This window comes from Streptomyces sp. NPDC043870 (genome assembly GCF_056435785.1).
The window spans coordinates 178,854-192,013 of sequence record NZ_JBWKDT010000010.1; the positions used below are offsets into that span (position 1 = coordinate 178,854).

The window sequence follows — 13,160 nt, forward strand, 5'->3', positions numbered from 1 at the left end:
GGACGACCCCCGGACCCCCGGTGGAAATGACGCGGGCGGACACTGTGTGGTGTCCGGCCGCGTCCCTTTGGGTGGTTTGCCGCCGCGGTGTGCTGGGGCACAGGCCCGTGGCGTAATCTCAAGGCTGGAGCCCGCCTCTCGGGGCCTCGATCCACACCTTGGGGTTGCACAGCAGATGACCGCGATTTCTCTCGGTATGCCGTCCGTTCCGACCAAGCTCGCCGACCGGAGGGTCAGCCGCAAGATCCAGGTCGGCTCGGTCGCCGTCGGCGGCGACGCGCCCGTGTCGGTGCAGTCGATGACGACGACGCGGACCTCCGACGTCGGTGCCACGCTGCAGCAGATCGCCGAGCTGACCGCGTCGGGCTGCCAGATCGTGCGCGTCGCCTGCCCCACGCAGGACGACGCCGACGCGCTCTCCACCATCGCCCGGAAGTCGCAGATCCCGGTGATCGCGGACATCCACTTCCAGCCGAAGTACGTGTTCGCCGCCATCGACGCCGGCTGTGCTGCCGTCCGCGTCAACCCCGGCAACATCAAGCAGTTCGACGACAAGGTCAAGGAGATCGCCCGGGCCGCCAAGGACGCGGGCACCCCGATCCGTATCGGCGTCAACGCGGGCTCCCTCGACGCACGGCTCCTGAAGAAGTACGGCAAGGCCACCCCCGAGGCGCTCGTCGAGTCGGCGCTCTGGGAGGCGTCCCTCTTCGAGGAGCACGACTTCCACGACATCAAGATCTCGGTCAAGCACAACGACCCGGTCGTCATGGTCAACGCCTACCGGCAGCTGGCCGCCCAGTGCGACTACCCGCTGCACCTCGGTGTGACCGAGGCCGGTCCGGCCTTCCAGGGCACCATCAAGTCCGCCGTCGCCTTCGGCGCACTGCTCAGCGAAGGCATCGGTGACACCATCCGCGTCTCGCTGTCCGCGCCGCCGGCCGAGGAGGTCAAGGTCGGCATCCAGATCCTGGAGTCGCTGAACCTGCGCCAGCGCCGCCTGGAGATCGTCTCCTGCCCGTCCTGCGGCCGCGCCCAGGTCGACGTCTACAAGCTGGCCGACCAGGTGTCGGCGGGCCTTGAGGGCATGGAGGTCCCGCTGCGCGTCGCCGTCATGGGCTGCGTCGTCAACGGGCCGGGCGAGGCCCGTGAGGCGGACCTGGGTGTCGCGTCCGGCAACGGCAAGGGGCAGATCTTCGTCAAGGGCGAGGTCATCAAGACCGTCCCCGAGTCGAAGATCGTCGAGACTTTGATCGAAGAGGCCTTGAAGATCGCCGAGCAGATGGAGAAGGACGGCATCGCCTCCGGCGAGCCGGAAGTCTCAGTCAGCTGACAACCCCGCGTATCGCGAAGGACCGGGCCCCCGGAGCCGGGGCCCGGTCCTTTCGCGTGAGCGGTACGGCTCGGCATCTCCAGGTAAAGTGCGGAGATCAGCAGGCCGTACGCAGCCATACGTACGCGCCGACGCTAGCCGACCGAGCGGCACCTGTCGTTGCCCGCAAGGAGTGATGGAGGGCCCCCTCGTGCTGACGCAGACCACCACCCGGGTGCTCGACCCCGCCGATCTCGGCGCCGCCCTCGCCGTCCTGGAGAGCGACCCCGTCGCCAACGCCTTCGTCGCCGCTCGCGTCCAGGTCGCCGGTCTTGACCCCTGGCGTCTCGGCGGCGAGATGTGGGGCTGGTACGCGGAGGGACGGCTCCGCTCTCTCTGCTACTCCGGCGCCAACCTGGTCCCCATCTGCGCCACCCCCGAGGCCGTCCGCGCCTTCGCCGAGCGCGCCCGCAGGACCGGCCGCCGCTGCTCCTCGATCGTCGGACCGGCCGAGACCACCGCCCAGCTGTGGCGGCTGCTCGAGCCCAGCTGGGGACCCGCCCGCGAGGTCCGTGCCCACCAGCCGCTCATGATCACCGAGTCGATGCCGCCGGACATCGAACCCGACCCGTACGTCCGCCGCATCCGCAAGGACGAGATGGATGTGATCATGCCCGCGTGCGTGGCCATGTTCACCGAGGAGGTCGGCGTCTCGCCGATGGCCGGCGACGGCGGACTGCTCTACCAGGCCCGCGTGGCGGAGCTCGTCGGCTCCGGCCGGTCCTTCGCCCGCATCGACGACGGCAAGGTCGTCTTCAAGGCCGAGATCGGCGCGGCCACCCCGCAGGCCTGCCAGATCCAGGGTGTCTGGGTCGCTCCCGAATTCCGCGGCCGCGGCATCTCCGAGACCGGCATGGCCGCCGTCATCCGCTACGCCCTCGCCGACGTCGCCCCCGTCGTCAGCCTGTACGTCAACGACTACAACGCTGCGGCCAGGGCGGCGTACCGACGCGTCGGATTCCGCGAGGTCGGTGCGTTCATGAGCGTGCTGTTCTGACTTGCTGACGGCGAAGTAGGGTTCCCGGCATGGAAGAGGATGTCGAGGTCGGACCGGTCAACCTCGCCGCACGGGTGGACGACGCCCTCGCGGTGCAGGCCCTCGCCTTCGGACTCAGCGAGGACGAGGTCGCCGTACGCCGCCACATCGTCCTCCGGCATCTGCTCTATCCCGGCGCCCACGCGTACGGGGCGACGACCCCCGAGGGACGCCTGGTCGGCTTCGTCTACGGCATGCCCAACGACCGCACCCACTGGTGGTCCACCGTCGTCGAGCCGTACCTGCGCACCAACGGCTCCGACGACTGGCTGGACGACTCCTTCGTGATCACCGAGCTGCATGTCCACCCCGGCTACCAGGGGCGCGGCATCGGCCGCACTCTGATCACCACCATCACGGACGGTGTGGACCAGCCCCGGTCCATCCTCTCCGCGATCGACGTGGAGAGCCCGGCGCGCGGGCTCTACCGGACCCTCGGCTACCGGGACCTGGCTCGCCGGGTCCTCTTCCCGAGCGCGCCGAAGCCGTATGCGGTGATGGGTGCGCCGTTGCCGCTGTTGCGGGGGTGAGTGGGGGTCTGCTGGGGGTCCGGGGGTTGCCCCTCGGGAGGTGCAGTCCGAGTGCGCCGAAGCCGTATGCGGTGATGGGTGCGCCGTTGCCGTTGCTGCGGCGATGAACGGGGCTCTGCCGGGGTCCGGCGGTCCACCCCCGGATGGATACGGGCGCCGCGTGCGGGGAACTGATTTCCGCCCGCTGGCACCGCCCGGCTAACCTCCTGCACATCACCCTTTCTTGTACGCAGGAGTTAACCCATGGCAGCCCAGGTCCAGCGCATGTCCCGTCTGATGGTCAAGACACTGCGCGACGACCCGGCGGACGCCGAGACGCTCAGCCACAAGCTCCTCGTCCGCGCGGGCTACGTCCGCCGCAACGCCGCGGGCATCTGGAGCTGGCTGCCGCTCGGCATGCGGGTCCTGGAGAACGTCGCCCGGGTCGTGCGTGAGGAGATGGACGCCATCGGCGCCCAGGAGGTGCTGCTTCCCGCCCTGCTGCCCAAGGAGCCGTACGAGGCGACCGGGCGCTGGGAGGAGTACGGCGCAGAGCTGTTCCGCCTCCAGGACCGCAAGGGCGCGGACTACCTGCTGGGCCCGACGCACGAGGAGATCTTCACCCAGCTGGTGAAGGACCAGTGCACCTCGTACAAGGACCTTCCGGTCATCCTGTACCAGATCCAGACGAAGTACCGCGATGAGGCGCGTCCGCGGTCGGGCATCCTGCGCGGCCGTGAGTTCCAGATGAAGGACTCGTACTCCTTCGACACCTCGGACGAGGGGCTGGCGGAGTCGTACCGGCTGCACCGCGAGGCGTACATCAAGATCTTCCAGCGGCTCGGCCTGGAGCACCGGATCGTGTCCGCGGTCTCCGGTGCGATGGGCGGCTCGGCGTCCGAGGAGTTCCTCGCGCCTGCGGCGGCGGGCGAGGACACCTTCGTGTACTGCCCCTCCTGCGACTACGCCGCGAACACCGAGGCGGTCACGTTCGCGCTGGAGCCGGTCACCGCGGAGCACGGGGCGGTCGAGGAACTGGACACCCCCGACACCCCGACCATCGAGACGCTCGCCGAGCACCTGGGTGTGCCGGCCTCCGCGACGCTCAAGAACCTCCTCGTGAAGGTCGACGGCGAGATCGTCGGGGTCGGCGTGCCGGGCGACCGCGAGGTCGACCTCGGCAAGCTCACCGACCACCTCGCTCCGGCGACCGTCGAGCTGGTCACCGCGGAGGACTTCGTGGGCCGCCCGGACCTGGTGCGCGGGTACGTCGGGCCGCAGGGCCTGGAGAAGATCCGCTACATCGCCGACCCGCGGGTGGCACCGGGCACCGCGTGGATCACCGGCGCGAACAAGCCCGACACGCACGCCCGCAATGTGGTCGCGGGCCGTGACTTCGAGGTCGACGAGTACCTCGACGTCGTCGTGGTCGAGGACGGCGACCCGTGCCCGTCCTGCGGCACCGGGCTGAAGCTCGACCGTGCGATCGAGATCGGTCACATCTTCCAGCTGGGCCGCAAGTACGCCGACGCCTTCCAGCTCGACGTGCTGGGCCAGAACGGCAAGCCGGTGCGGGTCACCATGGGCTCGTACGGCGTCGGCGTCTCCCGCGCGGTCGCGGCGCTCGCCGAGCAGCACGCCGACGAGCAGGGCCTGTGCTGGCCGCGCGAGGTCGCCCCGGCGGACGTGCACGTGGTCGCGGCGGGCAAGGCGCTCCAGACCGAGCTGGCGCTCGACGTCGCCGAGAAGCTGGGTGCGGCCGGGGTGCGGGTGCTCGTGGACGACCGTGCGGGTGTCTCCCCGGGCGTGAAGTTCACGGACGCGGAGCTGATCGGCGTGCCGACGATCCTGGTGGCCGGGCGTCGTTCGGCCGAGGGCGTGCTGGAGCTGAAGGATCGCCGGACGGGCGAGCGCGAGGAACTGACGGTCGAGGAGGCCATCGCCCGCGTCACGGCCTGACCCCGGCCGGGGGTGACCGGTTCGGTCCGGTCGCCCCCGGGGTGTGGTGCGGTGCGCCTCCGGCGGGGGTGAGGTGTCGGTGTGCCCGGTGCGCCTCTGCGGGTGCGGTGTCGGTGTGCCCGGTGCGCCTCTGCGGGTGCCGTGTCGGTGTGCCCGGTGCCGTGGCGGCGGCCGGTGTGTCTGTCCTCAAACGCCGGACGGGCTTGGTGCGGCTGCTGCCGGTGGGTGGTGGTGCGGTGTGCCTCTGGCGGGGGTGCGGGGTGGTGGTGATGCCCGGTGCCGTGGCGGCGTCCGGTGTGTCCGTCCTCAATTGCCGGACGGGCTTGGTGCGGCTGCTGCCGGTGGGTGGTGGTGCGGGGCCCCTCCGGGCTCGGCTCCTCGGGACCGGCGGGGCGCCGGTACCGCGGGAGCACCCGGTACTTCCGCCGGTCCCTGCGGGGCCGACCTGCACGGCCCCGCCCCTGGCCGTCCGCCGACTGCGGGTTGTGGGTGGTGGGTTCCGGTTCGGCTTCGGTCGTCGGTCGGGTGCAGGTCATGGAGGGTCGGCTGTGGCGCGGGTCCGGCCCGGATGCCGGGCGCAGGCCCTAGAGCCAGCCCGCGAACTCCAGCGCCAGTTCGCCCTCCGCACGCCGGCCCGCGGCCACCGCCCGGGTGCCCGATTCCACCGCGCGGAAGAGCGTCCAGCCGCGGAGGCGGTCGCGGTCCACGTCCAGGGAGTCCGCGAGACGGTTCACGCGGCGGCGGGCCGCGGACGGGCCGGAGGAGGTGGCGATCATGTCCTCCACGCGGTCGCGGGCCAGCCGGGCGAGGTCGTAGGCGCGTTCGCCGACCAGCGGCTCGGGACCGATCGCGAGCCATGGAGTGCGGTCGCCCGCGAGGATCTTGCCCTGGCGGAAGTTGCCGTGGAGCAGGAGGACCTCGGGGGAGTGGGCGGTCAGCTCCTCGCGGGCACCCAGGGCCGCGGCCACCAGCGCCGGCGGTGCCGCCTCGGACCGGGCCGACAGCGCGGATGCCTGACGGGCCGTACGGTCGGCGACCGTCTCGAAGGCGTGGCCCGCCGGAGGGTCGACCCACAGGCGCCGCAGCGTACCCGCCGCCTCCAGCAGTGCCTTCGCCTCCGGCAGAGAACGCACGGACACCTCGGGGTGCAGCCGCTCCAGCAGCAGCACCCCCTCGGCCCCGCCGAGCAGCCGCACCGCGCCGAAGCCGTTCCAGTGCGTGAGCGCGGCGCGTTCCAGCCCGGGCGCGGCGAACGGCGGGACGAGCTTGAGCGTGGCGGGAGTGCCGTCCTGCTGCCGTACGAGGACGACGAGGCTGCTCCGGCCGCCGGGTGCCATCACCCGCTCGATCTCGAGACCGTGCCGGGCGACCGCCTCCTCGGCGAGCTTCGGTAGCTGCCCGAGCCAGTCGCTGTCGCCGAGCGCCCGCACCAGACGCGGGGGCGGTTCAAAACCCATGCGTGCGTTGTTCCCTTTCACTGCCTTGTGGCTCGCTCGGCGAGCCCTGGAAAGGCTACGCCGGTGCCCCGCCACCGCACGGCCCGCACCGCCGCTTCGCGGAGCGCACCCGCGGCCTCCCGGCGCAGCGCGCCCTCGGCAGCCCGTACGAGATCGGAGTAGACGCCCGCGATGCGGTCCTCCAGCACCGCGGCGAGCCGCACCGCCGCGGCGGCGTCCGGCACCGGGAACGGCAGGGCGTACGCGGCCTGCGCGGCCACCGGCGTCCCGCCGAGGTCGCGCACGGTCCGCTCCAGCGCATCGCGGCGGGCCCGGTGTGCGGCGTGCGCAGCCATGGCCTCGGCCCGCCTGCTCTCACCGGCCCGGCCGCCGACGACTCCGTACCCGTAGACGGCGGCGTGCTCGGCGGCCAGCGCGGCCTGTGCCGCCTGCAGCGTGCTCATGCGCGGGCCCCTTCCGTCAGCAGGTACGCGTGCACGGCCCCGGCCGCGGCGACCGACGCGAGCAGCCGGGCGTATTCCGGCGGTGCTTCGGCCAGCGCGGCGGTGTGTGCGTCGGCGGTACTCCGCTCGGCCGAAGCCAGTTCCCGTACGGCGGTATCGGCGTCGGCGGCAACAGGCGTCGCGCCGGGGCGTGCGGTCGGGGACCCACCGGGGGTGGCGCTGCCGGACGGGGCCGGGGACGCACCGGGGGTGGCGCCGGCGGACGCGGACGCGGACGGCGAAGGCCTCACTCCCGTGGGCGACAGCGCCTCCACATGGCGTGCGACCGCCGCTCGCAGTGGCGCCAGCCGGGACGCCAGCCCCGGATGGGCGACGAGGACCGCGTCGTATCGCCCGAGCAGCGCACGGCTCGCTGCCGCACTGCGCCGGCGCAGCGCGGTCTCCGCCGAGACCGGCGCCGGCGAGGTCCGCCGGACGGGGGGCTCGTCCGACGAACACCCGGTCAGGGCCGCGGCCGCCGCCGCTCCCGTCGCCATGAGCGCACGTCTGCGTGTCGTCCCCGTGCGCTCCACGCTTCTCCCCTCGGGCCAGGGCCCTGTCCTTGCCGTGATCACCGCAGGCGAGCGTACCTGCGGGTCAGCCGCGGGTGGACGGCAACACCCCCCGGGACCGGATACCCTTTGTGCTGACACACGACGAAACCCACAACAGCACACGCGGCCGAGGAGTCACCCGGATGAGCACCACCCAGAGCGAGAGGCTGCGCGGACTGCTCGAACCGCTCGTCAGCGCCGCGGATCTGGATCTGGAAGAGATCGAGCTGTCCCGGGCCGGCCGGCGCCGTGTGCTCCGGGTCGTCGTGGATTCCGAAGAGGGCGTGGACCTCGACGCCTGCGCCGAGCTGAGTCGTGTCATCTCCGACGAGCTCGACGCGAGCGACGTCATGGGAGACGGCGAGTACCAGCTCGAAGTGACCTCTCCCGGGGCCGAGCGCCCGCTCAAGGAGCACCGCCACTACGTACGCGCTGTCGGTCGGCTGGCCAGGTTCCAGCTGCTCGAGGGCGGCGAGCTGGTCGCGCGGATCCTGACCGTGGATGACGATGGCCTCGATCTGGAGGTGCCGGGTGTGAAGGGCCGCAAGCCCACCGCCCGCCGTGTCACCTTCGACGAGATCGCCAAGGCGCGCGTCGAGATCGAGTTCAGCCGCAAGGACAAGAACGACATTCAGAAAGAAGAGGAGGCGTAGCCGTGGACATCGACGTGAAGCTCCTGAGGGGCTTGGCACAGGAGAAGGAGATTGCCTTCGACCTGCTGGTCGAAGCGATCGAGTCGGCCCTCCTCATCGCCTACCACCGCACCGAGGGAAGCCGCCGCCACGCGCGCGTCGTGCTCAACCGTGAGAACGGGCACGTGACCGTGTGGGCGAAGGAGGACCCTTCCGAGCTCGAGGAGGGGCAGGAGCCCCGTGAGTTCGACGACACCCCGCACGACTTCGGCCGGATCGCCGCGTCCACGGCCCGTCAGGTCATCCAGCAGCGGCTGCGGGACGCCGAGAACGATGTGACCTTCGGCGAGTACGCCCGCCGCGAGGGCGATGTCGTCGCCGGCCAGGTCCAGCAGGGCAAGGACCCCAAGAACGTCCTGGTGAAGCTGGACGACAAGCTGGAGGCCATCCTGCCGGTGCAGGAGCAGGTGCCGGGCGAGGAGTACACGCACGGCCTGAGGCTGCGCACGTACGTCGTCCGGGTGGCGAAGGGTGTGCGCGGTCCGTCCGTCACCCTGTCCAGGACCCACCCCAATCTGGTGAAGAAGCTCTTCGCCCTGGAGGTCCCGGAGATCGCCGACGGCTCGGTGGAGATCGCCGCAATCGCCCGTGAGGCCGGTCACCGCACCAAGATCGCCGTACGTTCCACCCGCAGCGGGCTGAACGCCAAGGGTGCGTGCATCGGCCCGATGGGCGGCCGTGTGCGCAACGTCATGGCCGAGCTGCTCGGCGAGAAGATCGACATCGTCGACTGGTCGGACGACCCGGCGGAGATGGTCGCCAACGCGCTGTCCCCGGCCCGCGTCTCGAAGGTCGAGATCGTGGATCTCAGCGCCAGGTCCGCTCGGGTGACAGTGCCCGACTACCAGCTGTCACTGGCCATCGGCAAGGAGGGGCAGAACGCCCGCCTGGCCGCCCGGCTCACCGGCTGGCGCATCGACATCCGCCCGGACACGGAGCAGGCCCCCGACCAGGCCGATCAGGGCTGAGGTCCGGCTCCGGCCGAGGATGACCCCCGGTCGACCGGACCGGGAACAGATCACGGCGGGTACCCGTTCGACCACGGGGAGATCGCCACGAGTTTTGAGCCATCAACTGTTCGATTTTTGCCCCAAAGGGGTGAGGTCGGTACGGGGAGGTAGACTTAGTCGTGTCTGGCCGGACGCAAGACCGCGCATGCCCTGAGCGAACCTGCGTGGGGTGCCGGGAGCGAGCGGCCAAGAGCGATCTGCTGCGCATCGTGGCGATCGAGGGCGAATGCGTCCCCGATCATCGCGGTACGCTGCCCGGCCGGGGTGCGTATCTGCACCCCGCCTCGGTCTGTCTCGACATGGCGGTGCGACGTAGGGCGTTCCCACGGGCCTTCCGGGTCCAGGGGCCGCTCGACACCGCGGATGTACGCCGGACCGTCGAGGCGGAAACGGCGCAGCCGGCACCGTAAGAAAGAAGTACGGCACGGAACCCCGTGCGGTCAGGTACCTCGCGAGTTGGAAGTAGGTCGAGATTGCGATGAGCACTCGATGAGTACGCGATGAGTACGCCCATGAAGTAGCGACGGTCCGGCGGTAACCCGGACCTAAAAGGAGCGAAGTGGCTAAGGTCCGGGTATACGAACTCGCCAAGGAGTTCGGTGTGGAGAGCAAGGTCGTCATGGCCAAGCTCCAAGAACTCGGTGAATTCGTCCGTTCGGCGTCCTCGACGATCGAGGCGCCGGTTGTACGCAAATTGACTGACGCTTTCCAGCAGGGCAGCGGCTCCGGCCGCGCCGCCGGAAAGCCTTCGGCGCCGCGCAAGGCGACGCCTTCCCCCGCAGCCAAGCCTGCCGCGCCGTCTCCGGTCTCCCCGGCACAGACGGCCCGTCCGGCTGCCCCGAAGCCTGGCGCGCCCACCCCGGCGCCCAAGCCGGTTGCTGCCGAGAAGCCCGCGGCGCCCACTCCGGGTCCGCGTCCCACCCCGGGCCCGAAGCCCGCGGCCGCGCCGAAGCCGGCTCCGGCCGCTCCGGCCGCGCCCGAGTTCACCGCGCCTCCGTCGGCCCCGGCCGCCGGTCCCCGGCCCGGTGCCACTCCGGGGCCGCGTCCTGCTGCCCGTCCGGGCCAGGGCGAGCGTGGCGGTGCCCGTCCGGGTGCCCCGCGACCCGGTGGCGAGCGTGCCCCGCGTCCGGGCGGTGCCCGTCCCGCGGGTCCGCGTCCGGGCAACAACCCGTTCACCTCTGGTGGCTCCACCGGCATGGCGCGCCCGCAGGCGCCCCGTCCGGGCGGCGCCCCGCGTCCCGGCGGCCACGGTGGCCAGGGCGCACCCGGTGGTCCGCGTCCGCAGGGCGCCGGTCAGGGCGGTCCCCGTCCGCAGGCCGGTTCCGGTGGGCCCCGTCCGACTCCGGGCGGCATGCCCCGTCCGCAGGCGCCCCGCTCCGCCGGTGGCCCCGGCGGCGGTCCGGGTGGTAACCGTCCGAACCCGGGCATGATGCCGCAGCGTCCCGCTGCCGGCCCGCGTCCTGGTGGCGGCCCCGGTGGCGGCGGTCGCGGTCCCGGTGGTGCCGGTCGTCCCGGTGGCGCCGGTCGTCCCGGTGGCGGCGGCTTCGCCGGCCGTCCGGCCGGTCCCGGTGGCGGCGGTCGTCCCGGTGGTGGCGGCGGCTTCGCCGGCCGTCCCGGTGGCGGTGGCCCCGGTGGCGGTGGCGGCTTCGGTGGCGGCGGTGGCCGTCCCGGCTTCGGCGGACGTCCGGGTGGTCCCGGCGGCCGTGGTGGTACGCAGGGTGCGTTCGGCCGTCCCGGCGGTCCGGCGCGTCGTGGCCGTAAGTCGAAGCGGCAGAGGCGCCAGGAGTACGAGGCCATGCAGGCCCCGTCGGTCGGCGGTGTGATGCTTCCTCGCGGCAACGGCGAGACCGTTCGCCTGTCGCGCGGTGCGTCCCTCACCGACTTCGCGGAGAAGATCAACGCCAACCCGGCGTCGCTCGTCGCCGTGATGATGAACCTCGGCGAGATGGTCACGGCCACGCAGTCCGTCTCCGACGAGACGCTGCAGCTCCTCGCCGACGAGATGAACTACACCGTTCAGATCGTCAGCCCGGAGGAGGAGGACCGCGAGCTGCTCGAGTCCTTCGACATCGAGTTCGGCGAGGACGAGGGCGGCGAGGAACTCCTCGTGTCCCGTCCGCCGGTCGTGACCGTCATGGGTCACGTCGACCACGGTAAGACCCGACTGCTGGACGCGATCCGCAAGACCAATGTGGTCGCGGGCGAGGCCGGCGGCATCACGCAGCACATCGGTGCGTACCAGGTCTCCACCGACGTCAACGACGAAGAGCGTCGCATCACCTTCATCGACACCCCGGGTCACGAGGCGTTCACCGCCATGCGTGCCCGTGGTGCCAAGTCGACCGACATCGCGATCCTCGTGGTGGCGGCCAACGACGGTGTCATGCCGCAGACGATCGAGGCGCTGAACCACGCCAAGGCGGCCGACGTGCCGATCGTGGTCGCGGTCAACAAGATCGACGTCGAGGGTGCGGACCCGGTCAAGGTGCGCGGTCAGCTGACCGAGTACGGCCTGGTGGCCGAGGAGTACGGCGGCGACACGATGTTCGTCGACATCTCCGCCAAGCAGGGTCTGCACATCGACTCCCTGCTGGAGGCCGTCGTCCTCACCGCCGACGCCTCGCTCGACCTGCGGGCCAACCCGGAGCAGGACGCGCAGGGTATTGCGATCGAGTCCCACCTCGACCGCGGCCGCGGTGCCGTCTCCACCGTCCTCGTCCAGCGCGGTACCCTCCGCATCGGCGACACGATGGTGGTCGGCGACGCGTACGGCCGAGTCCGCGCGATGCTCGACGACAAGGGCAACAACGTCGAGGAAGCGGGTCCGTCGACCCCCGTCCTGGTCCTGGGTCTCACCAACGTCCCCGGCGCCGGCGACAACTTCCTCGTCGTCGACGAGGACCGTACGGCCCGCCAGATCGCCGAGAAGCGTGCTGCGCGCGAGCGCAACGCCAACTTCGCCAAGCGCACCCGCCGGGTGTCCCTCGAGGACCTCGACAAGGTGCTCAAGGCCGGTCTGGTGCAGGAACTCAACCTCATCATCAAGGGCGACGCGTCCGGTGCGGTGGAGGCTCTCGAGTCCTCGCTGCTCCAGCTCGACGTCGGTGAAGAGGTCGACATCCGAGTCCTGCACCGCGGTGTGGGTGCGGTCACCGAGTCCGACGTCGACCTGGCGATGGGCTCCGACGCGATCGTCATCGGCTACAACGTCCGTGCGGCCGGCCGTGCCGCGCAGATGGCGGAGCGCGAGGGCGTCGACGTCCGGTACTACTCGGTCATCTACCAGGCGATCGAGGAGATCGAGGCGGCCCTCAAGGGCATGCTCAAGCCGGAGTACGAAGAGGTCGAGCTCGGTACGGCGGAGATCCGCGAGGTCTTCCGCTCGTCCAAGTTGGGCAACATCGCGGGTGTTCTCATCCGCTCCGGCGAGGTCAAGCGCAACACCAAGGCGCGCCTCATCCGCGACGGCAAGGTCATCGCGGAGAACCTCAACATCGAGGGTCTGCGTCGCTTCAAGGACGACGTCACCGAGATCCGCGAAGGCTTCGAGGGTGGTATCAACCTCGGAAACTTCAACGACATCAAGGTCGACGACGTCATCGCGACGTACGAGATGCGCGAGAAGCCGCGCGGCTGACGCGTCAATGGTCGGGGCCGGTCGGCGGGACGAAATCCCGTCGATCGGCCCCGGCCGTGCGTGTACGGTTCCTGATGTCCCTGCCAAGAGCGGGCAGGGCATTACCCAACCCCGTACCGGCGGGACATCCGGACATACATGTACGTGGGGACGCTGTCCTTCGACCTGCTTCTCGGCGATGTGCACTCGCTGAAGGAAAAACGCTCCGTGGTCCGCCCGATCGTGGCCGAGCTCCAGCGCAAGTACGCGGTGGCAGCGGCCGAAGTAGGCGGTCAGAACCTCCACCGCAGGGCCGAGATCGGCCTCGCGGCGGTGTCCGGGGATCCGGGACACCTCACAGAAGTACTGGACCGTTGCGAGCGCCTGGTCGCCGCCCGGCCCGAAGTGGAGCTGCTGTCGGTTCGACGGCGGCTGCACGGCGATGAAGACTGAATGACTGGATTCCCCGTGGGCCG

12 protein-coding genes are annotated in these 13,160 nt (G+C 71.1%); 9 read left to right on the forward strand and 3 right to left on the reverse strand.

All coding sequences use genetic code 11. The annotated features are described in order from the left end of the window. Positions 1-175: 175 nt before the first annotated feature. From ispG to AC0699_RS15900, 4 genes are all read left to right on the forward strand, one after another. The gene (gene ispG / locus AC0699_RS15885; RefSeq protein WP_469770321.1) at positions 176-1,330 is read left to right on the forward strand and encodes a flavodoxin-dependent (E)-4-hydroxy-3-methylbut-2-enyl-diphosphate synthase; all 1,155 of its coding nucleotides are present in this window, start codon (positions 176-178) and stop codon (positions 1,328-1,330) included. 190 nt (positions 1,331-1,520) lie between these two features. Then, the gene (locus AC0699_RS15890) at positions 1,521-2,366 is read left to right on the forward strand and encodes a GNAT family N-acetyltransferase (RefSeq protein ID WP_478660309.1); all 846 of its coding nucleotides are present in this window, start codon (positions 1,521-1,523) and stop codon (positions 2,364-2,366) included. A 29-nt stretch (positions 2,367-2,395) separates the two neighbouring features. After that, positions 2,396-2,935, forward strand: a complete 540-nt coding sequence (locus AC0699_RS15895; protein ID WP_478660216.1) for a GNAT family N-acetyltransferase — start codon at positions 2,396-2,398, stop codon at positions 2,933-2,935. Between the two features lie 243 nt (positions 2,936-3,178). Beyond that, entirely contained in the window at positions 3,179-4,873 is a 1,695-nt protein-coding gene (locus AC0699_RS15900) for a proline--tRNA ligase (RefSeq protein ID WP_478660218.1), read from the forward strand. 584 nt (positions 4,874-5,457) lie between these two features. Here AC0699_RS15900 and AC0699_RS15905 read toward each other — a convergent pair. Genes AC0699_RS15905 through AC0699_RS15915 form a run of 3 tightly spaced genes read right to left on the reverse strand, consistent with a single transcriptional unit; the run spans position 5,458 to position 7,345 of the window. Beyond that, positions 5,458-6,330, reverse strand: coding sequence for an aminoglycoside phosphotransferase family protein (locus AC0699_RS15905; protein WP_478660220.1), 873 nt, complete (start codon positions 6,328-6,330; stop codon positions 5,458-5,460). A 17-nt stretch (positions 6,331-6,347) separates the two neighbouring features. Beyond that, the gene (locus tag AC0699_RS15910; protein ID WP_478660222.1) at positions 6,348-6,773 is read right to left on the reverse strand and encodes a ferritin-like domain-containing protein; all 426 of its coding nucleotides are present in this window, start codon (positions 6,771-6,773) and stop codon (positions 6,348-6,350) included. Continuing rightward, entirely contained in the window at positions 6,770-7,345 is a 576-nt protein-coding gene (locus tag AC0699_RS15915) for a hypothetical protein (RefSeq protein ID WP_478660224.1), read from the reverse strand. Before AC0699_RS15915 ends, AC0699_RS15910 begins: the two co-directional genes overlap by 4 nt. Before the next feature lie 164 nt (positions 7,346-7,509). Between AC0699_RS15915 and rimP the strand changes: the two genes are divergently transcribed. The 5 genes from rimP to AC0699_RS15940 all read left to right on the forward strand — a co-directional run bounded on the left by rimP (position 7,510) and on the right by AC0699_RS15940 (position 13,137). Continuing rightward, entirely contained in the window at positions 7,510-8,019 is a 510-nt protein-coding gene (gene rimP, locus AC0699_RS15920; protein ID WP_478660226.1) for a ribosome maturation factor RimP, read from the forward strand. Between the two features lie 2 nt (positions 8,020-8,021). Further along, positions 8,022-9,026: a transcription termination factor NusA gene (nusA, locus tag AC0699_RS15925; protein ID WP_453658884.1), complete on the forward strand. Its 1,005-nt coding sequence runs from the start codon at positions 8,022-8,024 to the stop codon at positions 9,024-9,026. Between the two features lie 161 nt (positions 9,027-9,187). Next, entirely contained in the window at positions 9,188-9,478 is a 291-nt protein-coding gene (locus tag AC0699_RS15930; RefSeq protein WP_469770313.1) for a YlxR family protein, read from the forward strand. 149 nt (positions 9,479-9,627) lie between these two features. Beyond that, on the forward strand, positions 9,628-12,705 hold the full coding sequence (infB, locus tag AC0699_RS15935; RefSeq protein ID WP_478660229.1) for a translation initiation factor IF-2: 3,078 nt from the start codon (positions 9,628-9,630) through the stop codon (positions 12,703-12,705). Between the two features lie 138 nt (positions 12,706-12,843). Next, entirely contained in the window at positions 12,844-13,137 is a 294-nt protein-coding gene (locus AC0699_RS15940; RefSeq protein WP_469770311.1) for a DUF503 domain-containing protein, read from the forward strand. Positions 13,138-13,160: the final 23 nt, after the last annotated feature.

Excerpts from the sequence above, each read along its gene's own strand:
- ispG (WP_469770321.1), top strand. The coding sequence starts at position 176 with ATGACCGCGATTTCTCTCGGTATGCCGTCCGTTCCGACCAAGCTCGCC.
- AC0699_RS15895 (WP_478660216.1), top strand. The coding sequence starts at position 2,396 with ATGGAAGAGGATGTCGAGGTCGGACCGGTCAACCTCGCCGCACGGGTG.
- AC0699_RS15900 (WP_478660218.1), top strand. The coding sequence starts at position 3,179 with ATGGCAGCCCAGGTCCAGCGCATGTCCCGTCTGATGGTCAAGACACTG.
- AC0699_RS15905 (WP_478660220.1), bottom strand. The coding sequence starts at position 6,330 with ATGGGTTTTGAACCGCCCCCGCGTCTGGTGCGGGCGCTCGGCGACAGC.
- AC0699_RS15910 (WP_478660222.1), bottom strand. The coding sequence starts at position 6,773 with ATGAGCACGCTGCAGGCGGCACAGGCCGCGCTGGCCGCCGAGCACGCC.
- rimP (WP_478660226.1), top strand. The coding sequence starts at position 7,510 with ATGAGCACCACCCAGAGCGAGAGGCTGCGCGGACTGCTCGAACCGCTC.
- AC0699_RS15940 (WP_469770311.1), top strand. The coding sequence starts at position 12,844 with ATGTACGTGGGGACGCTGTCCTTCGACCTGCTTCTCGGCGATGTGCAC.